The 21,391-nt window shown below is 66.2% G+C and carries 18 protein-coding genes and 1 riboswitch; of the genes, 10 read left to right on the top strand and 8 right to left on the bottom strand.

All coding sequences use genetic code 11. The features are described 5' to 3' along the window. Window positions 1-23: 23 nt before the first annotated feature. Window positions 24-1,826 carry an AMP-dependent synthetase/ligase gene (locus ACLQ3C_RS14805; RefSeq protein ID WP_425705836.1) on the top strand — a complete coding sequence of 601 codons (1,803 nt, stop codon included), beginning with the start codon at window positions 24-26 and terminating at the stop codon, window positions 1,824-1,826. Window positions 1,827-1,841: 15 nt separating this feature from the next. On the opposite strand, the gene ACLQ3C_RS14800 is transcribed toward ACLQ3C_RS14805, so the two are convergent. The 4 genes from ACLQ3C_RS14800 to ACLQ3C_RS14785 form a co-directional block, all read right to left on the bottom strand. Beyond that, window positions 1,842-2,969: a glycosyltransferase family 4 protein gene (locus ACLQ3C_RS14800; RefSeq protein ID WP_425705835.1), complete on the bottom strand. Its 1,128-nt coding sequence runs from the start codon at window positions 2,967-2,969 to the stop codon at window positions 1,842-1,844. Window positions 2,970-2,988: 19 nt separating this feature from the next. Continuing rightward, window positions 2,989-4,401 (bottom strand): peptidase MA family metallohydrolase, encoded by a 1,413-nt coding sequence (locus ACLQ3C_RS14795; RefSeq protein WP_425705834.1) that lies wholly within the window; start codon window positions 4,399-4,401, stop codon window positions 2,989-2,991. 13 nt (window positions 4,402-4,414) lie between these two features. After that, window positions 4,415-5,494 (bottom strand): NlpC/P60 family protein, encoded by a 1,080-nt coding sequence (locus ACLQ3C_RS14790; RefSeq protein WP_425705833.1) that lies wholly within the window; start codon window positions 5,492-5,494, stop codon window positions 4,415-4,417. A gap of 144 nt (window positions 5,495-5,638) precedes the next feature. Further along, complete coding sequence (locus ACLQ3C_RS14785) at window positions 5,639-6,229, bottom strand: C40 family peptidase (protein ID WP_425705832.1); 591 nt, start codon at window positions 6,227-6,229, stop codon at window positions 5,639-5,641. Window positions 6,230-6,245: 16 nt separating this feature from the next. Beyond that, window positions 6,246-6,415, bottom strand: a riboswitch (cyclic di-AMP (ydaO/yuaA leader). A 642-nt stretch (window positions 6,416-7,057) separates the two neighbouring features. Between ACLQ3C_RS14785 and ACLQ3C_RS14780 the strand changes: the two genes are divergently transcribed. Both ACLQ3C_RS14780 and ACLQ3C_RS14775 read left to right on the top strand, forming a co-directional pair. Continuing rightward, window positions 7,058-8,881 carry a DEDD exonuclease domain-containing protein gene (locus ACLQ3C_RS14780; protein ID WP_425705831.1) on the top strand — a complete coding sequence of 608 codons (1,824 nt, stop codon included), beginning with the start codon at window positions 7,058-7,060 and terminating at the stop codon, window positions 8,879-8,881. Further along, the gene (locus ACLQ3C_RS14775; RefSeq protein WP_425705830.1) at window positions 8,878-9,156 is read left to right on the top strand and encodes an Lrp/AsnC family transcriptional regulator; all 279 of its coding nucleotides are present in this window, start codon (window positions 8,878-8,880) and stop codon (window positions 9,154-9,156) included. The genes ACLQ3C_RS14780 and ACLQ3C_RS14775 overlap by 4 nt, the downstream gene beginning before the upstream one ends. Window positions 9,157-9,207: 51 nt before the next feature. Here ACLQ3C_RS14775 and trpD read toward each other — a convergent pair whose 3' ends face one another. Beyond that, a complete protein-coding gene (gene trpD / locus ACLQ3C_RS14770; RefSeq protein WP_425705829.1) occupies window positions 9,208-10,275 on the bottom strand; it encodes an anthranilate phosphoribosyltransferase in 1,068 nt (355 codons plus the stop codon). A gap of 61 nt (window positions 10,276-10,336) precedes the next feature. Continuing rightward, window positions 10,337-10,861, bottom strand: coding sequence for a hypothetical protein (locus ACLQ3C_RS14765; RefSeq protein ID WP_425705828.1), 525 nt, complete (start codon window positions 10,859-10,861; stop codon window positions 10,337-10,339). Between the two features lie 145 nt (window positions 10,862-11,006). Here ACLQ3C_RS14765 and ACLQ3C_RS14760 point away from each other — a divergent pair, with 145 nt between their 5' ends. The 6 genes from ACLQ3C_RS14760 to ACLQ3C_RS14735 all read left to right on the top strand — a co-directional run bounded on the left by ACLQ3C_RS14760 (window position 11,007) and on the right by ACLQ3C_RS14735 (window position 17,278). Then, on the top strand, window positions 11,007-11,624 hold the full coding sequence (locus ACLQ3C_RS14760) for a cytochrome c oxidase subunit 3 (protein ID WP_425705827.1): 618 nt from the start codon (window positions 11,007-11,009) through the stop codon (window positions 11,622-11,624). A 98-nt stretch (window positions 11,625-11,722) separates the two neighbouring features. Continuing rightward, on the top strand, window positions 11,723-12,655 hold the full coding sequence (locus tag ACLQ3C_RS14755) for a c-type cytochrome (protein ID WP_425705826.1): 933 nt from the start codon (window positions 11,723-11,725) through the stop codon (window positions 12,653-12,655). Then, window positions 12,652-13,827 (top strand): ubiquinol-cytochrome c reductase iron-sulfur subunit, encoded by a 1,176-nt coding sequence (locus ACLQ3C_RS14750; RefSeq protein ID WP_425705825.1) that lies wholly within the window; start codon window positions 12,652-12,654, stop codon window positions 13,825-13,827. Before ACLQ3C_RS14755 ends, ACLQ3C_RS14750 begins: the two co-directional genes overlap by 4 nt. Beyond that, on the top strand, window positions 13,824-15,443 hold the full coding sequence (locus tag ACLQ3C_RS14745; protein WP_425705824.1) for a cytochrome b: 1,620 nt from the start codon (window positions 13,824-13,826) through the stop codon (window positions 15,441-15,443). Before ACLQ3C_RS14750 ends, ACLQ3C_RS14745 begins: the two co-directional genes overlap by 4 nt. 243 nt (window positions 15,444-15,686) lie before the next feature. Then, window positions 15,687-16,817 (top strand): bifunctional phosphatase PAP2/diacylglycerol kinase family protein, encoded by a 1,131-nt coding sequence (locus tag ACLQ3C_RS14740; RefSeq protein WP_425705823.1) that lies wholly within the window; start codon window positions 15,687-15,689, stop codon window positions 16,815-16,817. Between the two features lie 23 nt (window positions 16,818-16,840). After that, the gene (locus ACLQ3C_RS14735; RefSeq protein WP_425705876.1) at window positions 16,841-17,278 is read left to right on the top strand and encodes a hypothetical protein; all 438 of its coding nucleotides are present in this window, start codon (window positions 16,841-16,843) and stop codon (window positions 17,276-17,278) included. Window positions 17,279-17,333: 55 nt separating this feature from the next. Here the strand turns inward: ACLQ3C_RS14735 and ACLQ3C_RS14730 are convergent, their stop codons facing one another. Beyond that, window positions 17,334-17,750, bottom strand: a complete 417-nt coding sequence (locus tag ACLQ3C_RS14730) for a cytochrome c oxidase subunit 4 (RefSeq protein ID WP_425705822.1) — start codon at window positions 17,748-17,750, stop codon at window positions 17,334-17,336. Beyond that, window positions 17,747-18,817, bottom strand: a complete 1,071-nt coding sequence (locus ACLQ3C_RS14725; protein WP_425705821.1) for a cytochrome c oxidase subunit II — start codon at window positions 18,815-18,817, stop codon at window positions 17,747-17,749. The genes ACLQ3C_RS14730 and ACLQ3C_RS14725 overlap by 4 nt, the downstream gene beginning before the upstream one ends. Window positions 18,818-19,240: 423 nt before the next feature. Between ACLQ3C_RS14725 and asnB the strand changes: the two genes are divergently transcribed. After that, window positions 19,241-21,166 (top strand): asparagine synthase (glutamine-hydrolyzing), encoded by a 1,926-nt coding sequence (asnB, locus tag ACLQ3C_RS14720; RefSeq protein ID WP_425705820.1) that lies wholly within the window; start codon window positions 19,241-19,243, stop codon window positions 21,164-21,166. Window positions 21,167-21,391 lie beyond the last annotated feature (225 nt).

Here is a 21,391-nt window from a genome sequence, read left to right as displayed (position 1 = left end):
ATGATGCAGGAGAGGTCCAGGATATGAACGAGTACAGCGTTCCGGCAGAGTTCACTGTCGGTGCCGACGAGAACGCCACCTCGATCATCTTCGGCATCGCCGAACGTACTCCCGCCAAGACGGTCTTCCGCCGCAAGGAGGGCGATTCGTGGGTTCCGGTGCGCGCCGACGATGTCGCCGCGCGAATCACCGCGCTGGCCAAGGGGCTCATCGCCTCGGGTATCGGCCCCGGGGACCGCGTCGGACTGTTGTCGACGACCCGCCTGGAATGGCTGCTGCTCGACTTCGCCATCTGGTCCGCAGGAGCCATCACGGTCCCGATCTACGACTCGTCGTCGACTTCGCAGATCGAGTGGATCATGACCGATTCCGGCGCCACGATGATCCTGGTCGAGGAGGACAAGCACCGCGAGCTGTTCGAGGCGGCCGCCCTCGAGCGGCCGGTCACGGTGCTCCAGATCGACCGCACCGACGGCCCGGGTGCACTCGACGAACTGACCGCGCTCGGCGCCGATGTACACGACGACGAGGTCACCAAGCGACGCGCGACCGTACACGCCGCCGATCCGGCGACCCTCATCTACACCTCGGGCACCACCGGCCGCCCCAAGGGATGCGAACTGACCCACGCCAATATGCTCTCGGAGGTTCGGGGCGTCCTCGAGGGCAACATGTCCACCCTCCTCGGCGACGGTAAGCGGCTGCTGATGTTCCTGCCGATGGCCCACGTGCTGGCCCGGGCCATCACGCTGGTCGCGATCGAGGCGGGCGTCGAGGTGGGCTTCACCAACGACATTCCCGGTCTGGTACCGGAATTCGCGGTGTTCAAACCGTCACTGATCCTGTCGGTGCCGCGGGTGTTCGAGAAGGTCTTCAACACCGCCCAGCAGAAGGCCCACGACGAGGGCAAAGGCAAGATCTTCGATCTGGCCGCGACGACCGCGGTGCAATATGCCACCGCGGTCGAACGTGGCGATGCCGGAATCCTGTTGCGCGCCAAGCACGCGGTATTCGACAGGCTGGTCTACCGCAAGCTGCGCGCCGCGCTGGGCGGACAGTGTGAACTCGCGATCTCCGGCGGCGGCCCGCTCGGCGCACGCCTCGGCTTCTTCTTCTCCGGCATCGGAATCCCGGTATACGAGGGTTACGGACTCACCGAGACGACGGCCGCGGTCACCGTCAACACACCGGGCGCCGTCCGGATCGGTACCGTCGGAAAGCCGTTGGCGAGCAACGCCGTTCGTATCGCCGAGGACGGCGAGATCATGCTGCGCGGCGGGGTCGTGTTCGAGGGCTACTGGCACAACGACGAAGCAACCGCCACCGCGATCTCCGACGGCTGGTTCCACACCGGTGATCTGGGTTCGCTCGATGGCGACGGATTCCTCAAGATCACCGGCCGCAAGAAGGAGCTCATCGTCACCGCCGGCGGGAAGAACGTCTCCCCCGCCGGCCTCGAAGACGTGATCCGCGCCGACGCCTTGGTGTCACAGGCCGTGGTCGTCGGTGATCAGAAGCCGTTCATCGCCGCCCTGATCACCGTCGATCCCGAGGCGTTCCCGGCCTGGAAGGAACGCAACGGCAAGCCCGCCGATGCGTCGGTCGCCGATCTGGCCGACGACCCCGACCTGCGCGCCGCGATCCAGTCGGCGGTCGACGAGGCCAACAAGACCGTCTCGCATGCCGAGTCGATCAAGAAGTTCCGGATTCTCAACTCGGACTTCAGCGAGGAGACCGGAGAGATGACGCCTACCTTGAAGGTCAAGCGCAACGTGGTGGTCGACAAGTTCTCCGACGACATCAACGCCCTCTACACCAAACGCTGACACCGCGGCTTCGCGTCAGAGCAGCTGCCGCAGGCGCGCCGCGATCTGTGCCCACTGCCACCGTTCCTCGACGAAAACCCGTCCTTGGCGGCCCATCTCGGCCGCGGCATCCGGATCCGACAGGATCGCGATGAGGGCGAACGCCACCGCGGCCACATCGGTGCCGTCGACGACGGTTCCGGTGATGCCCTCACGCACGGTCTCCGGCGCCCCACCAGAATTCCCGGCGACCACCGGCACCCCACTGGCCGACGCCTCCAGATAGACGATTCCGAGTCCTTCGACGTCGAGGCCGCCGGCACGGGTGCGGGCCGGCATCGCGAAGACGTCGGCAGCCGCGTGGTAGGCGGGCAGATCGTCGGCAGGTACCGAGCCGGTGAAGATCACGTGCTCGGCCACCCCTTCGGACTGCGCGAGCTTGTCCAGCGTGTCGGCATATGGACCGCCCCCGACGATGACGAGCACCGCGTCGGCGATCTCGGACCGGATGAGCGGCAACGCCCGGATCAGCACATCCTGTCCCTTGCGCGGCACCAGTCGAGACAGACAGAGGATCGTCGGCCGGTCCCCCAGACCCAGCTGTCCGCGAATCCGCCTGCGGGCCTGGTCATCCGGCGCAAAACGCGTCACGTCGACCCCCGGCGGCAGATACTCGAGGGCCGCGCGCGGGCCGAATGCCGAGGCGAAGCGGCCACGGGTGTAGCGACTCACGAAGGTGATGACGTCGGTGTTGTCACCGATGTGGCGTAAGACCGCACGGGCGCCGGGGAGCATCGACCAGCCGACCTCATGACCATGGGTACTGGCGATGACGCGGCTCGCCCCGGCCCGACGCAGGTGCCCGGCGAGCACCGCCAGGGGTGCGGCAGCACCGAACCATACCGTCGAAATCTGTTCCTCACGAACGATTCTCGCGGCTCGGCGGGCGACGAACGGCGTGGGCAACATCAACGTCGTCGGGTGCCGGTAGACCCGGTAGGGCACTTGGGCGTCGAATTCCTTGTCGCTGCGTCCGCGCCATCGCGGTGCATATACGACCACCTCATCGGGATCGAGGAGATCCACCAGGTTCTGCAGGTACGACTGGATTCCCCCACGACGGGGCGGAAAGTCGTTGGTCACCAGGAGGGTTCGGCGCGTCACCCCATCATCCTCGTCGATCTCATCGCAATTCCCGCGTCAGCCACGCCTGCCACCGCTGAACGAATTGGGCCCGCGACAGGCCCAGCGTGGCCGCGAGCGCCGCATCCTGACGGCCGCCGTCGCCGGCAGCGCCCACTGCGGTGTAGAGCGTCTTGAGCTTGTTTTCCCCATAGGTACCGGCGACGAACGCGGCCACCGACCACGCCGATTGGTACGCCATCTGCGGCGAGTCGCCGCCGAGTGAGAATTGTGCATCGCTCGGCAGGTCCGTCGGCACCTGACCGGATTGCACCGCCGCAGCGAGATCTGGGGCCGCATCGGCCGGGCGGGTGTAGGTGCCCTTGCGTCCGACATATTCGGCGACTCCCTCGGTGAGCCACATCGGCGCTGCGGTCGCCGTTTGCGCGCGGGTGGCGACGTGGGTCAGTTCGTGCCGAAGTACCACTCCCAGGACCGGGTCGGGCAGGTCCCGGGCGGCCGGCGTCAAGATGACGCGTTGACCGGTTGCGGTGCGCGCCGAGAGGTCGAGTCGCGCATAGATCGTCGCGGCTGCAGCGGTGTCGGTGGCCGACCCGGCCACCGCGTGGAACTGGTCGTCGGTGTCGGTGGCGAGTATCGCCGCGCGTTGCGCCCAGTCCGAACCCCAGAACCCCGACACCGCGGCCACCGCCCCCGGCAAGAGCTTGCGAATGCGGTCGACGGTGGCGGAGGTACCCGGGTAGGAGGCGATCACCGACGTACCGCCCACGGTGGCGACATCGGTCGCGGTGAGTCCGGGCAGATCCCACATCTGGGTCGGTGGCGCCGGCTCGCCGACCAGTGTCGCGTCCCCCACCAGCTTCCAGGTGTCGTCGTAACGCGCCGCCACGAGCTGGGTGTTGATGACCACGTCGTCCTCACCGATGCCCGGCGTCGACGCACCGCCGAGAGCCACATGCATCTCGACCGGTGCCACCCAGGTGTCGGAGCTGCCCTGTTGGTTCAGACGGGCCTGCAGCCCGGCCGGGATCAGCGTCTCGGCCTCTTCGGTAGGTGCGAGCTGGTAGCGCAATTCCTTGAGCCGCAGCCGATTGGGCGTGCTCGAACCCGACGGTCCGGCCCGTCGAACGGCCGGCGAAAGATTGTCCTGAGCCGTCTGTAGCCGGTCGCGCAGCGCCGGCGTCACCGACGGATCCAGCAGTGCGGCGAGATCGGCTGAACTGCCACTGTGCAGCGCACTCGCCAGCGCGTCGAGCAGTCTGGTGACGCCCTGCGTCCGCTGCTGGAAATAGACGTTCGTGGTGGTCGCCGACGCCGACGAAGACCTGCCCGGCCCGCTCCCACCACCGCCATCGCCGCACGCGGTCACCAACAGCGCAACGGCTGCCAGCGTCGCGAGGAGTCCCCGCGCCTGACACGCCGAGGCTCGCCGACCGACGCGGACTCCCTCCACGCGCAGCGGGATCTCAGTAGCGACGCGCGGAGTTGTACGGGCCCGCATCGTCGATCGGGACGACCTTGACCGGCACGCCGAAGGTGGACGCGTGGATCACATAGCCGTCGCCGACATACATGCCGACGTGGCTCGCGTCAGAGTAATAGATGATCAGGTCGCCGGGCTGAAGGTCCGGCCGGGCGACGGGCGTGCCCCCGGCCAGTTGCGCCTCACTCGAGCGCGGCAACGTCTTTCCGGTCTGCTTGTACGACCACACCATCAGGCCGGAACAGTCGAAGGAGTCCGGGCCGGTGGCACCCCACACATACGGGTCGCCGATACGAGTCAGTGCGGCCTGGACGGCAACGAGTGCCGGGGCGGTGCCGCGCGGGATCGAAGCCGGATCGAAGTCGATACGGGGGCCGGCCAGCGCTGCGAGCTCTTTACCGGTCAGACTCTGGTAGATCACCCGGACCTGTGCGGCCTGCAGTTGGAGTTCGGCCTGCTTCTTCTGCAGGTCACCTCGTACGCGCTCGGCATCGGTGACCGCCCGGGTCGCCGCTGCCGCCGTCGAGTTCGCGGTCTCGAGAGCCGAAACAGTGTGGGCGCGTCCCTGTTTGAGGGCGGACAGTTCCGTCGCGGTACGGCGCGACACCATCTCGAGGCCGGACATCTGATCGAGCAGGTTTTGCGGCGAATCACTGGTCAAGACTGCGTAGAGACGGTTGGACCGGCCACCCATGTAGCTGACCCGGATCAGCGAGTCGAAGCGCGACTGCAACCCGTTCAGCGCGACCTGCGAACGGTCGAGCGAGGTCTGTGCGTCGGCGGCGGCCTTCTTGGACCGGCCGACGATCTGACGCTGTTTGTCGTACTCGATCTGAGCGTTGTGCATCTGCTCGGTCGAGGTCTCGGCCTCCCGGCTGAGTGCGCGGTAGCGCGCAAGCAACTGGTCGGCCGATTGCGGTGGATCAGCCGCGGCCTGCGGACTGTCGAAGACCGCCCCGAAGGGGGTCATCGCGATCGCCAATACCGCGATCACGGTGGTCAGCGCCAAACGTACGGATCGATTGTGAACGATCGCCGAACCGGCTCCCACGGTTGTCACCACACTTCCCTAGCCACTTCCCCAAACGACACGGGCCAGACACCCTGTGCCCGCGGCGATTCACACCCGTCCTCGACGGGGCTCAGGCGGATCGCGCCGCGCACGATCCGCCCGAAACACACTCACACGTTTTCACCGGAGCCGAGGTCAGTATCGACGAACTCCCGTCAGCGACCAACCCTTGACGGCGGACTTCTCCACCGGCACGCCCTCGGTGGACGCCTGGATGAACTGGCCGTTGCCGATGTAGAGGCCCGCGTGGCTGCCACCGTTGAAGATCAAGACATCGCCGGGCTGCGCGTCGGCGTAGTTGACCGCACGTCCGCCGCCGAGTTGTCCGTAACTGTCGCGCGGGATGGTCTTTCCGGCCTGCTGGTACGACCAGTAGACCAGGCCCGAGCAGTCGAAGGCATTGGGGCCGGCCGCACCGTAGACGTACGGTGCGCCGATCTTGGATTCCGCGGCGCGAACGGCCTTTTGCGCGGCCGTGTCGACCGGCGCGGTGATGCCACCGCCACCGCCACCGGGACGGAACTGGTTCGGAACCTGGTTCTGATCAATACCGGGCAGCGTGAACTTACCGAGATTCGGGATCTCGATGGTCGCGCTCGGCGCCGGAGCGGCCAGAGCCGGACCTGCGGCAACGGCAAGCGAGCCGACGGTCAGCGAGCCCGCGATCATCGCCTTCTTGGCGATGCTGCTGCCGCGATTCGGCTGTTCCAAACGATGTTTGGCCACGAAACGAGTTCTCCTTTGGTTCTCCCTTGACCGCCTACCGAGTTAGCTGTCGGGTTCGGGCCGAGAGAATGGCCCTATGCGATCCGGGCACAGGTGTGCCCGGGGCGCAATTCACCCCAATCCGGATTGCTCCGAAAACGTGTGGTTCCCCGGTTCGTCCGTCGGACGATTGAGCGGTGATCTTCACAGACCACTTCTTGGTGAAGCGGGACGCTCTGCGAAGGTCTCGGAAAGGTTACGAAATCAGATGCAGGTCTGTCCACTAGGGGACACGACGTCCGACTTCGGCCGACGACTAGCCCGCACGCAAAATCCGCAACCCGGGCCTCGCTGCGGGCCCGCACGCTGGGCCGATGGTTAGTTTTGCCGATCGTGCAGCGGCGGTGCTGACCATCGAAGCATCGGCGAAGACGCCTACGGCCGAACAGATCTCGGCGTCGGAATCGCCCATCTGCCGACCCTCTCGGACGCCGCGGCGATCGGGGTCGAGAGCAGCGTCGCCGCTGGTCATGGGCCCCACAAGAAGGCTCATCATGCAGCCGTCACACGCCCGGTGACGACCGGGACAACTCGTGCAGTCGATGTACATTGTGATCTCCATCTCACTCGGTCGTCGTTGGCTGTGTCGGCGGGCGATTCCATTGGAACCCGGCCCCGTTTCAGGTGGGCGACCGGAAGGATTCGGCCCTGGTGCTGACCACCGCCGACGACACTAGGACCGGCCACCGACACAAACGGCTCGTCTGCCGTTCGAGGTGCGCGCGTCGATGCGGCACCGGGGCGGTCCGCCGACGAAGGTTGTCGGTAGGTCGAACTAACGTTCGCGATGTGGTGGCAGATACAGCTCAGCTCTCGTTCGCCGACCTGACCCGGTCGGCGGCCGGAGACCTCGGTTTCGGTGAACGTTCGCTGTTCGACACGACGATCGTGGTCGTCGACCTCGAGACCACCGGCGGCGATCCGGCGCGCGATGCGATCACCGAGATCGGTGCCGTGAAGGTGCGCGGCGGCGAGATCCTCGGCGAATTCGCCACTCTGGTCGATCCGCAGCGGTCGATCCCGCCGCAGATCGTCACGCTCACCGGCATCACCGAGATGATGGTGTACGACGCACCGCGGATCGGCGAGGTGCTCTCTTCGTTCATCGAGTTCGCACGTGGATGTCTGCTCGTCGCCCACAACGCACGCTTCGACATGGGATTCCTCCGGCACAACGCCACCCGGCTCGCGATGGACTGGCCGTTTCACACCAGTTTGTGCACCGTGCGCCTCGCTCGGCGCGTCCTGACGCGCGACGAGGCGCCGACGGTCCGGCTCGGTGCGCTGGCCGAGCTGTTCGATGTCTCGGTGCGGCCGACGCACCGAGCCCTCGACGACGCGCGGGCCACCGTGGAGGTACTGCACCACCTCCTCGAGCGCATCGGCAATCAGGGCGTACGCACCTATGCCGACCTCACCGCATACCTACCCCGTGGCAATCCGCGGCTGCGCGCGAAAAGAAGTCTGGGTGAAGGACTTCCATCGCGGCCAGGGGTTTACCTTTTCCGCGGTCCCTCCGATGAGGTGCTCTACGTCGGCACCGCCACCGATCTGCGGCGCCGCGTGCTGTCCTATTTCACCGGCTCCGACCCGCGCGGCCGGATCAACGAGATGGTGACTCTCGCCGCTCGCGTCGACCACGTCGAATGCGCACACGCACTCGAGGCGGGCGTGCGTGAGCTTCGGCTGATCCTCGGGCACTCCCCCGCCTACAACCGGCGCTCCACCCGCCCGCACCGCGGTTGGTGGATCACACTGACCGCCGAGCGCTTTCCCCGCCTGCAGATCACCCGCACACCGGGTATCGATTCGGTCGGACCGGTCCGCAATCGCAACCGCGCCGCGGAGATCGCCGAGATCATCGCCCGCGCAACCGGACTCCGCACCTGCCGGGCGCGGCTGCCGGCCGGCACGGTCCATCACTGGTGCCCGACCCCAGCCGACGGCGGCGACATCGTCGGCGGATGCGCGGCCGCTTCGACACGTCCGCTGACCGTCTCGGACTACGTGCGTCGGGTACGTGCGGCACACGATCTGCTCACCGGTCGCAACGCCGCGGCGCTGTCGGATCTGATTGCCGAACTCGAGCACCTCACCGCGGCGCAGATGTTCGAAACCGCTGCCCGGCACCGGGATCGGGTGGCCGCAACCATCGAAGTCCTCGCCCGGTGCCAACGCCTGGCAGCGCTCTGTCGGATCGAAGAACTCGTCGTCGCCCGGCCCGACGGCGAGCGCGGATGGGAACTGGCCGTCATTCGGCACGGCCGGCTGGCCTCGGCCGGGCACGCTCCCCGTGGGGTGGCGCCCATGCCCGTGGCCGAGGCGCTCATCGCGGCGGCGGAGACCGTGCTTCCCGGCGACGGACCGCTGCTCGGTGCGTCGCCGGACGAGTCGGCGCTGTTGTACCGGTGGATCACCGAACCGGGCATCCGCATCGTCTCGACGACCGACGGCTTCGCGGTCCCGGCCGGCTCCGCGATGAGCCGGGTCGATTGGGCCTCGGCAGCGCGTAACGCGGCACAGTCCCCGCCTCCCGACGCGTCGGTCCGCCGCCCACGCGGCGCTGTCGACCGTCGGTCGTCGGTCCGGCCCGGGCATAAGGTGATGCCATGATCACCGCCATCGTCCTCATCCACGCCGATGTCCACCAGATCCCGGAGACCGCGCAGGCGGTCGCCGACATCGCCGGTGTCGCCGAGGTGTACTCGTGTGCAGGCGACGTGGATCTGATCGCGAAGGTGAAGGTGCGTGACCACGCCGAGATCGCCGAAGTGGTGACCGGCCGGATCAATCGGCTCCCCGGGGTGACCCACACCGCCACCCACATCGCCTTCCGAAGCTATTCCAGCTCGCAGGTCGAGGGTGGCTTCTCCATCGGCGAAGAGTAAGAGGACAACGCAAGCAGCTTCCGGACGACACCGCTTCCCGGCGCGGCCGCCTCAGGAGCGCGGGCTCAGCTCCTGCGAGCGGAGAACCCAGCGGTCGAGCAGTGCCGTGGCGTCCCCGGAGTCCAGAACACGCTCGGCACGCCCCTTCGCAGCGCTCATCGCCGTGACGAATCCGGCCGCATCGAAACGTTCGGTCATCTCCGCCGAAACGATCGCGCCGGCTGCATTGAGAACGACGGCATCGCGCACCGGCCCTCGCCGGCCCGCGAAGAGCTCCTGCGCGATCGCGGCGTTGACGGTTGCGTCGCCACCCTGCAACGCCGAGAGGGCAACGTAATCGATCCCGAGGTCTCGTGGATCGAGTCTGAGCTGGGTGACCTCGCCGCCGATGACCTGCCAGACCGTCGATGTGGTGGTGGTCGTCAGCTCGTCGAGGCCGTCGTCGCCGCGCACCACCAGCACCGTGGCGTCGCGTTCGGCGAACGCTTGCGCGAGTACCGGCGCGAGGTCGGCAAAGGCGCATCCGATCAGACCACGCGACGGCCGCGCGGGGTTGGTCAGCGGTCCGAGCACATTGAAGACGGTAGGAATGCCGATCTCGCTGCGCGGCGGCCCGGTGAACCGGAATGCCGGGTGAAACACGGGGGCAAAGCAGAAGCCGATGCCCAGCTCGTCGACGCACCGACCCACCTCGGCCGCGCCGAGTCCGATCGACACGCCCAGCGCCTCGAGCACATCGGCACCGCCGCTCTTCGACGACGCCGCCCGGTTCCCGTGTTTGACCACCCCGACGCCGGCCGCGGCGATGACGATGGCGGTCATGGTCGAGATGTTCACCGTATGTGAGCGATCCCCACCTGTACCGACGACGTCGATGGCCGGCCGCGACACCGACACAGGCACCGCGTGCTCGAGCATGGCGGCGGCGAGTCCGCGCAATTCGGCGGGCGCAGCACCTTTCATCTTGACGCCGACCCCGAAGGCCGCGATCTGCGCTCCTGTCGCACTGTCGGTCATGATCTCGTTCATCGCCCATGCCGCTTCGTCGACGGTCAGATCGATCCCGTCGGTGACCCGGCCCAGGATCTGCGGCCACGTGTACGTCTGCGCGCTGCTCACGTCAAGAACTGTAGTGGCCACGGGTTTCGCCGCGGACCGCAGGCGTTCACCCCTCGCCGGGTCACGGTTCCTGGGTCGCGACGGCTCGCTGCAGCACCTGCCACGCCAGGGCCACCCCACCGTGGCGCGCCCCGAGTCCGGCCATCCGAGACCGTTCCTGCGACAGATGCAACGCATCGACGAGTTGCACCCGGGCCAGCAGCACGGACACGTGACCGTCGGGGATAGCGATTTCAGGAGCCGGCAGTGCGGCCGTGGGACTCACCGGCCGGTATCCGTCGAGCGCGGCCAGCGCGACCGCCTCGTCGACGCGCTCGCCCGGCAGTGCCACCAGATGGCGCACCACCGCTTGGTCGTCGGACCGCCACGGGGACCCGGCCAACACGGCCGAACTCGATGCGGCATCGTCGGTGCACGCGACCACAACCTGCAGGTCAGCATCGTCCACGCCGATCGCCGATGGTGCGCGCCGGCCACCGAGTCTGGCCGCAAGGCGCTGCCGCCGCGACGGCGGCACCGGGCGCCCGTTGAGGTCGTGCGGCACGCGACCGCCCGACGCCTCGGACCCCGACTGCGACGAACCCATATCACCGAGCAAACCACACCTATGGGAGACGAGGACACGCCGAGCGGCCCAGCGCAGTGGCGCCGACCAGCGGGAAGAGAAAAAGTTCCCACCAATCTCGGACCCAAGTGGTCACCGCGTACTACGAACCGTCATACTTCAACTTGTGACTAGCGCTGTAGGTACTTCCGGGACGGCCATCACCGCGCGCGTGCACTCACTCAACCGACCCAACATGGTGAGTGTCGGCACGATCGTCTGGCTGTCCAGTGAGCTGATGTTCTTTGCGGGTCTGTTCGCGATGTACTTTGTCGCGCGCGCCAACGCCAACCCGCAATTGGGCTGGCCGCCCGAGCCCACCGAACTGAATCTCAAGCTCGCGATTCCGGTGACGACAGTCCTCATCCTGTCGTCGGTGACCTGCCAGATGGGCGTCTTCGCCGCCGAACGCGGTGACGTCTTCGGCCTGCGCCGCTGGTACGTGCTGACATTCCTGATGGGCGCCTTCTTCGTCTGCGGCCAGGGCTATGAGTACTTCCACCTGGTCCAGGAGGGCACCACACTCTCCTCGAGTTCCTACGGCTCGGTGTTCTACATGGCCACCGGATTCCACGGACTCCACGTGATCGGCGGACTGGTCGCCTTCATCTTCCTGTTGATCCGGACCAAGCTGTCGAAGTTCACCCCGGCCCAGGCAACCGCCGCGATCGTCGTGTCGTACTACTGGCACTTCGTCGACATCGTCTGGATCGCCCTGTTCGTCACGATCTACTTCATCCGATGACGGCGCCGTACACCGCCCCGGCCCATCCGGATAGAACATGCTCCCGCGGGTGATCCCGCACCACAGCCCAGAGTCCGTCCGCTAGTAGAGAGACACAGATGAGTTCATCTCCACCGCGCTCGTCGGATAGCGATGCAGCTGATGCGGTTGATTCGGTCGTGACGCCGACGCCGCCGTCGGGCGGCACCGCCCGCCGGTCGAAGGCACGACGTAAGCTTCGCCGCCGTGTCAGCGGCCTGATCCTGTTGCTCGCCGGCCTGTTCATGGCCGGACTGGTGGCGTCGCTGCTGACGCCCAAGCCGCAGGTCGCCACCGCCGACGTCGACAACGCCGCGCTCATCACCGCCGGAAAGCAGCTGTATGACACGTCATGTGTGACCTGTCACGGCGCGAACCTGCAAGGCGTGCCCGACCGTGCCCCGTCGCTGCTGGGCGTCGGTGACGCGGCAGTCTACTTCCAGGTGTCGACCGGTCGCATGCCCGCGGCGCGCGGTGAGGCGCAGGCGCTACGCAAGCCGGCGAAGTTCACCACCGCCCAGATCGATCAGCTCGGCGCCTACGTACAGGCGATGGGTGGCGGTCCCAGCGTCATCTACGAGCACAATCCGGACGGCTCGATCAAAACCGAGAACGGTGTGCGCGTCGTCGCCCAGGAATCGCTGCGCGGCAAGAATCTCGGCCAGGGCGGGGAGCTGTTCCGACTGAACTGCGCCTCCTGCCACAACTTCACCGGCCGCGGCGGTGCCCTGTCCGGCGGTAAGTTCGCACCGCCACTGAGCGACGTCAAGGAACAGCAGATCTACACGGCCATGCTGACCGGACCGCAGAACATGCCGCGGTTCTCCAACCGGCAGCTCTCGACCGAGGAAAAGCAGAACATCATCGGCTTCGTCAAGTACGTCACCGAATCCAAGCCGCAGGGTGGCCTCGGGCTCGGTGGCTTCGGCCCGGTCAGTGAGGGCATGGTGATGTGGTTTGTCGGGGTTGTGGCGCTGGTCGCCGCCGCGATGTGGATGGGATCTCGAGCATGAGCGTCAGCGACAAGGACGCCCCTACCAGGGACGAACTCGATCAGATGAGCACCGACGAGCTGGTCAAGCTAGGCACCAACCTCGACGGGGTGGAGATCATCCACCGGGGTCAGCGCTATCCCGAGCCCGGTACCCGCGCAGAGAAGCGCGCGTCCCGCCAGGTCACGATCTGGCTGACCATCTCAGGGATCTCAGCCCTCGCCTGCTTCGTCGTGTTCTGTTTCAACCACTGGCGTTTCACCATGTCGGGCTCGCCGAAGTACTGGTGGTACACCCTCAACACGCCGCTGCTGGGCATCACCTTCGGTCTGTCGATCCTGGCGATCGGTATTGCACTCGCGCTGATCACCAAGAAGTTCCTGCCTTCGGAGCTGTCGGTGCAGGACCGTCACGACGGACCCGGTTCCAGTGATGTCGACAAGGCGACCATCGTCGCCCAGCTCAAGGACACCGGCACCACCTCGACCCTCGGACGCCGCAAGATGCTCATCGGATCGGGCCTTTTCGCCTTCGGTGCGCTGGCCTTCACCGGTGTGATCGCGGCGCTCGGTGGCTTCATCAAGAATCCGTGGGCCGATCGTGGGGATGCCCCGCTGTGGAATACCGGATGGTCCCCGATCTACAACTCCAAGGAGAACCCCAACGAGACGGTGTTCTTGCGCCGCGACGTGGGTGACCCGTACCGGGTGGCACTCGTGCGGCCCGAGGATCTCGACTCCGGCGCGATGGAGACCGTGTTCCCGTGGCGCGCGTCCGACGGCCTCGGTGAGACCGAGGAGTCGCGGGAGAAGCTGGTCTGGGGCCTCCGGTATGTCAGCAACCCGGTGATGCTCATCCGCCTGCGTCCCGCCGATGCCGCGCACGTCATCAAGCGCAAGGGCCAAGAGAGCTTCAATTACGGCGACTACTTCGGCTACACCAAGGTGTGCAGTCACCTCGGCTGCCCCACCTCGCTCTATGAGCAGCGCACCAACCGCATCCTGTGCCCGTGCCACCAGTCGCAGTTCGATGCGCTCGACTCGGCCAAACCGGTCTTCGGACCGGCCGCACGTGCCCTGGCACAGTTGCCGATCACAGTGAATGATCAGGGTTATCTGGTCGCCAACGCCGCGATCAACCGCGGCAACTACATCGAACCCGTCGGACCGGCTTTCTGGGAGCGTGATTCATGACCATCGCCGACCGCCTGGCGACGCAGGCCGAAGAGGTGGACTCCCGGTATCACCTCGCGTCGGGTATGCGCCGACAGATCAACAAGGTGTTCCCGAGCCATTGGTCGTTCCTGCTCGGTGAGATCGCTCTGTACAGCTTCATCATCTTGCTGTTGTCGGGTGTGTACCTGACCTTCTTCTTCGATCCGTCGATGAGCGAGGTCATCTATCACGGGGATTACGATCCGCTCAAGGGCGTCATGATGACGCGCGCATACGAGACCACGCTCAACATCTCCTTCGAGGTTCGCGGCGGTCTGTTCGTCCGGCAGATCCACCACTGGGCGGCGCTGCTGTTCGCCGCCTCGATCGTCATCCACATGGCGCGCATCTTCTTCACCGGCGCGTTCCGGCGACCACGCGAGGCCAACTGGATCATCGGCTGCCTTCTGCTGATCCTGGCGATGTTCGAGGGCTTCTTCGGCTATTCGCTTCCCGACGACCTGCTCTCGGGTACCGGCGTCCGTGCCGCGATGAGCGGTATCGTCCTCGGAATCCCGTTGGTGGGCACCTGGATTCACTGGGCACTGTTCGGTGGTCAATTCCCGGGCGACATCATCATCCCGCGCCTGTACGTGATGCACATTCTGTTGTTCCCGGGCATCATCCTGGCGCTCATCGGTGCGCACCTGGCACTGGTCTGGTACCAGAAGCACACCCAGTTCCCCGGCCCCGGCCGCACCGAGAAGAACGTCGTCGGTGTGCGCATCATGCCGGTGTTCGCCGCCAAGGGTGGAGCGTTGTTCGCCCTGGTGACCGGTGTTCTCGCGATTATGGCCGGCATCTTCCAGATCAACCCGGTCTGGGTGCTCGGTCCGTACAACCCGGGCCAGGTGTCGGCCGGCTCGCAGCCGGATATCTACATGATGTGGACCGACGGCCTGCTTCGTCTGGTGCCCGACTGGGAGCTGTACTGGGGTCACTACACGATCCCCGCGGTGTTCTGGGGTGTGGTGATCATCGGCTTGGTGTTCGCGGTCATGTTCTCGTACCCGTGGATCGAGAAGCGGCTGACCGGCGACGACGCGCACCACAACCTGCTGCAGCGCCCGCGTGACACCCCGGTCCGCACCGGGCTCGGTGCGCTGGCGTTCTCCTTCTACATCATCTTGACGTTGATGTGCATGAACGACATCATCGCGCTCAAGTTCCACATCTCGCTCAACGCCACGACCTGGGCCGGGCGTATCGGACTGATCGTGGTGCCGCCGCTGATGTACTTCATCACCTACCGGTGGGCGTTGGCGTTGCAGCGCAGCGACCGCGAGGTCCTCGCCCACGGCATCGAGACCGGCATCATCAAACGACTGCCGCAGGGCGAATACATCGAGCTGCACCAGCCCCTCGGCCCCGTCGACAGTCATGGTCATCCGATTCCGCTGCCATACCAGGGTGCGGCAGTCCCGAAGCGGATGAACAAGCTGGGGTCCTCGGGTGCACCCGGTACCGGTTCGATCCTCATCGCCGATCCGCCCGAGGAGCAGGCACACAATGCCGCACTCGACCATGAGCACGAGATCGCCGAGCGCAAGGCGCTGCGCGAGTTGCAGGAAAAGGGCGGTAATCCGCTCGAGTGATCCCGCGGACCGGGCTCTGACCCGGGAAGCGACTGTCCGACAACACGAATCGGCTGCCGTCACCGAACTGGTGACGGCAGCCGATTCGTATGTTCACTTCCGGGGATCGTGACCCGGCACGCTATCGACCTCGGCCACAGCGGGTCTGCCCACTCCCCTACCCCGGCCAGTTCGGTGGCAACCATGCCCCGAATCACACGCTGCCGCTTGCCAGTCCACGCGGTCGACCAGCGAGTGAACGAGGTGACTCGCTCACTCGGCGCGCTCGACGCCGCCGTCTACGACTCGATCGCCCGATCTCCCAGCCCACTACTCGACGCGACGATGCCGAGCCTCACCCGCGCGGCCGACCACAGCAAGCTGTGGCTCGTCGTCGCAGCCGCGCTGGCCGTAAGCGGCCGGCCCGACCTTCAGCGCGGTGCCGTGCGTGGTCTCGGTTCACTCGCGGTGACCAGTCTTGTGACCAATCAGGTCGCCAAACGCATCCGCCGACGAGCCCGGCCGAACACCACCCTCGTGCCTGCCATCCGCCGAAGTCGCGTCCTGCCCACATCCAACTCACTGCCCTCCGGCCATTCGGCCAGCGCCGCGGCGTTTGCGATCGGTGTCGCGATCGAGAATTCCGTTGCGGGCCTTGGGCTATCCGCGTTGGCGGGTCTTGTCGGATTCTCGCGGGTCGCGACCGGCGCACACTATCCGGGCGACGTGGCGATCGGACTGGGCATCGGCGCGGCGGTGGCCACCGCCGGCGCTCGGATTGCGCCGCCGATCATGCGCCGGCGCATCTGCATCCCGCCGACAGCCGCCTACCCGCGGCGACGGCCCGCCGGTGACAGACGGCGCAAATGTCACCGTCCTGCTCAACCCATCGTCGGCAGCGGGAGCGGCGGCGCGATCCGGGCACAGCTCGTCGACGAGCTGCCGGCCGCGCGCATCGTCGAACTGGGCTCCGACGACGACTTTCGCGACGTCGCTCGCGCAGCTGCTGCCGACTGTGAGGTGCTCGGCGTGTCCGGCGGGGATGGGACGGTGGCTGCCGCTGCCGCGGCCGCATTGGCCGCCGATCGTCCACTCGCCGTGTTTCCCGGCGGCACCTTCAATCACTTCGGCCGCGACATCGGCGCCCTCACCGTCGACGACACCCTCGATGCACTGCGAAACCGGCAGGTGTGCCGTGTCGATGTCGCCTGGATCAACAACGAACGGTTGGTTCTCAACACCGTCAGCATCGGCTCATATCCGCATTTCGTCCGCGCGCGCGAACGCCTCGAACACCGCACGGGAAAAACGGTGGCGAGTACCGTGGCGATTCTGCATGTGTGGGTCATGCGCGCCCGCAGCGCATCCGGGTCAACGGCGAAGAACTCGATGTGACGCTGTTCCTCCTCGGAAATTCCATGTACGGTTCGTCGGGTTTCGCCACTTCCCGCCGCGAACGCCTCGACGACGGACTCCTCGACGTGCGCTTCCTGCTCAGCGGAAACCGGTGGGCGTACGCCCGTTTGGTGCTCGAATTGGTCAGCGGCCGTCTGCAGCGGTCGAGCTCGTATCGAGAGATGCAGGTACCGCAGTTTTCCTTCACCTCCGACGACCCGGTCGTCGTCGCGCACGACGGTGAAATCGGTGAGTCGTACCGCGCGGCACGGTCCGCGTCGCCTACCGCGCTTTGCAGGTGTACGGGTCGAGCATCGTCGGCCGGTGACCTGCGAGCAGTCGCGTCGCCCGCCGGTCACGGTGTGGGTCGGACCTGCCTCCGCCGGCCCGACCGCGTCGCCGTCATATCCGTCGAGCCCATAGGAATGACTCAGCCGCACCCCGAGTCGGGGTGCGGCTGAGTCTGATCGTGGTGGGTCGGCGCCGGCGGCCCCCCGACGGCTCATCGGCCGTCGGTCAGTGCTTCTCCGGTCCGACGTGGTACTCGAAGACCAGCCCGGCTGCGCTGCCGATGATGCAGACGGCGGCGAAGATGCAGAACCAGATGTTGCCGGTCGCGAAGCCGATGGCGAACATCGCGGCCGAGGCGGCGACCAGGATCGGCCACCACGAATGCGGGCTGAAGAATCCGAGTTCACCCGCACCGTCCTCGACGTCGGCGTCCTCGTAGTCTTCCGGCCGGATCTCTACGCGACGTGCGACGAACCGGAAGTAGGTTCCGGCGATCAACGTCAGTCCGGCACTGAAGAACATGCCGACGACGCCCACCCACTCCACGCCGCGCGACGTGAAGGCGGTGCACAGCGTGTAGATGACGCCGGCGAGGAAGAAGAACGCAGTCAGGAGCTCGAAGAGCCGTGCTTCGATCTTCACTGGAAGTCACTCTCCTTGATCGTGCAGCCCGGGAGGCGGGTGTTGTTCGGATCGCCGGTGGCGGTTGCGGTGCCGTCGGATTGGCGGCGGGTGTCGAACGGCACGGTCACCACCGATTTCGGTTGCTGGCAAATCGCCTGCAGCGCTTCGGCGTTACTCGCACGCGGGTTGTTGTCCCGGTAAGTCATGTACCGCTCGAAGTCTTGCGGCGAGATCGCTCGCACCTCGAAGTTCATCATCGAGTGGTAGGTGCCGCACATCTCCGCGCACCGCCCCACAAACGCGCCGGTACGATCGATTTTCTCGATCTGGAAGACGTTCTCGGTGTGGTTCTGTTTCGGGAACGGCATCACGTCGCGCTTGAACAGGAACTCGGGCACCCAGAAGGAGTGGACGACGTCGGCTGCGGCCAGCTCGAATTCGACACGCTGATCGGTCGGCAGCACCAGGATCGGGATCTCGGTGGAGGTACCGATGGTCTCGACCTTGTCGAAACGCAGGTAGTCGCGGATGTCGTTGTTGCGTCCGTTGTCCGGTCCGGGCAGCGGCTCGCCGTCGTGCGTGTTCTCCTGTTGCACCTGCAGATCGAAGGGGTTACCCAGCGTGCTCTGGTAGTGCTTCTCCTGGCCACCGATCTCGGCCTGCCGGTACCCGAACTTCCAGTTCCACTGGAAGGCGGTGACGTCGACGACGACCTTGGGGTCGTCGGTCTTCTTCTCCACGTCGGTCTGCACGATGACCGTGAAGTAGAACAGGACCGCGATGATGACGAACGGAATGGCCGTGTAGGTCAGCTCCAGTGGCACGTTGTAGGCGGTCTGTCGCGGGAATTCGTCCTGACCTTCCTTGTGCCGGTGGAAGGTGATGGTCCAGAAGATCAGACCCCACACCAGGATGCCCATTATCAATGCCGCGATGACCGACCACGTCCACAGGTGGCGCATTGCCTCCGCCTGTGGGGTTATGCCGGTGGGCCAGCCGAACCTCGCGACGTCGTCGCCTCGGCAGCCCGTCATCACCAGAGCACCGACGGCGAGGATCGCGACTATGCCGAACCGTTTTGTCACCCGCGACGCGGACGAAACACGCCGGGCTCGGGGCCGTTCACCGTGTGCCAATTTCACGCCTTCCTGCTCGCTCGCCGCGACGTTCCCGTCACGCGAGTCGCATGCCACATGACCTGCTCCGACGCGTTGTCTCCGAAGGGAACCCGGCCACCGGCCGAACTGCCCGCGGGCACCACGGTCAGACCGTGGCCGCGCCTATGTACTACGCAGCGTAGACCAACTCTCAGGAACTTTTTCGGTTGGGGTGGATCAGCGCGTCGAATTCGCGCCGGCCGCCCCGACATGCCCTGTCGGCCGATGATTTGGTCGCCGACGAGCCCTACGCCGGAGCACCCGGACATCCCCGATGCGGCATACTCGGACCCGGCCGGATCATCTTGTTCGGTGACCTGTTCCCACTATCCGAAAGAGGCCTGAATCCCTGTGTGTGGCTTGCTCGGTCTGCTGACCCCCGACGGATCGGCCGGATCCGCCGTCGACCTCATCGCCGCGGCCTCGCACTGCATGCGTCATCGTGGCCCGGACGAACCGGGCACCTGGCACGACGACGATCTGGTCCTCGGGTTCAATCGCCTCTCGATCATCGATATCGAGCACTCGCATCAGCCGCTGCGCTGGGGCCCGCCGGAAAGTCCCGAACGCTATGCCCTGGTGTTCAACGGCGAGATCTACAACTACTTGGAGGTGCGCGCCGAACTGGCCGACGACGAGCACGCCGTATTCCGCACGGAGGGCGACGGCGAGGCGATTGTCGCGGCGTTCCATCATTGGGGGCCCGATGCGGTGCGCCGGCTGCGCGGCATGTTCGCCTTTGCCATCTGGGATACCGAAACCCGGACGCTGTTCCTGGCGCGCGACCCGTTCGGTATCAAGCCGATGTTCCTCGCGACGGGCCCGGGCGGCACCGCCTTCGGCAGTGAGAAGAAGAGCCTGCTGGAGCTGATCGATCGACTCGATGTGTCGGCCGACCTGGATCTGCGCGCGCTCGAGCACTACACGGAACTGCAGTACGTGCCCGAGCCGGAGACGCTGCACACCTCGATCCGTCGACTCGAATCAGGTTGCCACGCAACGGTTCGCCCAGGCCAAGCCCCTTCGGTGACGCGCTATTTCACACCGCAGTTCGGCATCCGGCCGGTCACCGACGCGACCCGGCAGAAGCGCTATGACGAGATCGCCGACGTGCTCGCCGATTCGGTGGCCAAGCACATGCGTGCCGACGTGACGGTTGGCTCGTTCTTGTCCGGTGGCATCGATTCCACGGCGATCGCGGCGCTGGCGATCCGCCACAACCCCGACCTCATCACGTTCACCACCGGATTCGATCGCGACGGCTATTCCGAGATCGACGTCGCCGCCGAGTCCGCTGAGGCGATCGGCGCCCGCCATATCGTCAAGGTCGTCGACGAGGACGAATTCATCAGCGCGATCCCGAAGATCGTCTGGTACCTCGACGACCCGGTGGCCGATCCGGCGTTGGTGCCCCTGTACTTCGTCGCCGCCGAGGCCCGCAAACATGTCAAGGTGGTGCTCTCCGGGGAGGGCGCCGACGAGTTGTTCGGCGGCTACACCATCTACAAGGAGCCGCTGTCGTTGTCGGCGTTCGACCGACTGCCGCAGATGTTGCGCCGCATGGCGGGCAAGGTGTCGGACCGCATTCCCGAGGGCACCCGCGGCAAGAGCCTGCTGCATCGCGGGTCGCTGACGCTCGAGGAGCGCTATTACGGCAATGCCCGCAGTTTTGACGACGCGCGCCTGCGCGCGGTCTTGCGCGATTACCGTCCGGAGTGGACGCACACCGATGTGACCGCACCGATCTACGCGCGCAGCCAGGACTGGGATCCGGTTGCACGGATGCAACACATCGACCTGTTCACCTGGCTGCGCGGGGACATCCTCGTCAAGGCCGACAAGATGACGATGGCCAATTCGCTGGAGTTGCGTGTGCCGTTCCTCGACCCCGAGGTGTTCGCGGTTGCCGAGGCGCTGCCGTTCGACGAGAAGATCGCCCACGGCACCACCAAGTACGCGCTACGCAAGGCGCTCGAGCAGATCGTGCCGCCGCACGTGTTGCACCGCAAGAAGTTGGGCTTTCCCGTCCCGATCCGCCATTGGCTCGCCGGCTCACAGATGTATGACTGGGCGCACGAGACGATCACCGCCTCGCAGACCGATCACCTGTTCAACAAGGCGGCCGTCATCACGATGCTCGAGGAGCATCGAGAAGGCACCGTCGACAACAGCCGCCGGTTGTGGACGGTGCTGATCTTCATGGTCTGGCACGCCATCTTCGTCGAACAGACGCTGGTTCCCGAGATCACCGACCACACCTACCCCGTCCGGCTGTAGCTCGCCGACTCCCGCCGTGCGCGTCGGGTCCGCACGACGCCAGCTGCTCCCCCGCCGAGCGCGTCGGGTCTGCACGACGAAGAGCGAGGAGCGCAGCGACGATGCGATGAGGAGGAAGACCCGGCGCCAAGAGCCCGGCGGGCGCGATGGCGAAGCCGGCGCCAACAACTCCGCCGAGCGCGTCGGGTCTGCACGACGAAGAGCGAGGAGCGCAGCGACGATGCG

The organism is Gordonia sp. DT30, assembly GCF_049844915.1.
Taxonomy (GTDB): Bacteria; Actinomycetota; Actinomycetes; order Mycobacteriales; family Mycobacteriaceae; genus Gordonia.
Note: the sequence above shows the minus strand (reverse complement) of the source record. Positions and strands in the feature narration are given on the sequence as shown.

Coding starts and splice junctions, on each gene's coding strand:
- ACLQ3C_RS14805 (WP_425705836.1), top strand. CDS start 24: ATGAACGAGTACAGCGTTCCGGCAGAGTTCACTGTCGGTGCCGACGAG.
- ACLQ3C_RS14775 (WP_425705830.1), top strand. CDS start 8,878: ATGATCACCGCCATCGTCCTCATCCACGCCGATGTCCACCAGATCCCG.
- ACLQ3C_RS14765 (WP_425705828.1), bottom strand. CDS start 10,861: ATGGGTTCGTCGCAGTCGGGGTCCGAGGCGTCGGGCGGTCGCGTGCCG.
- ACLQ3C_RS14755 (WP_425705826.1), top strand. CDS start 11,723: ATGAGTTCATCTCCACCGCGCTCGTCGGATAGCGATGCAGCTGATGCG.
- ACLQ3C_RS14750 (WP_425705825.1), top strand. CDS start 12,652: ATGAGCGTCAGCGACAAGGACGCCCCTACCAGGGACGAACTCGATCAG.
- ACLQ3C_RS14745 (WP_425705824.1), top strand. CDS start 13,824: ATGACCATCGCCGACCGCCTGGCGACGCAGGCCGAAGAGGTGGACTCC.
- ACLQ3C_RS14735 (WP_425705876.1), top strand. CDS start 16,841: ATGTACGGTTCGTCGGGTTTCGCCACTTCCCGCCGCGAACGCCTCGAC.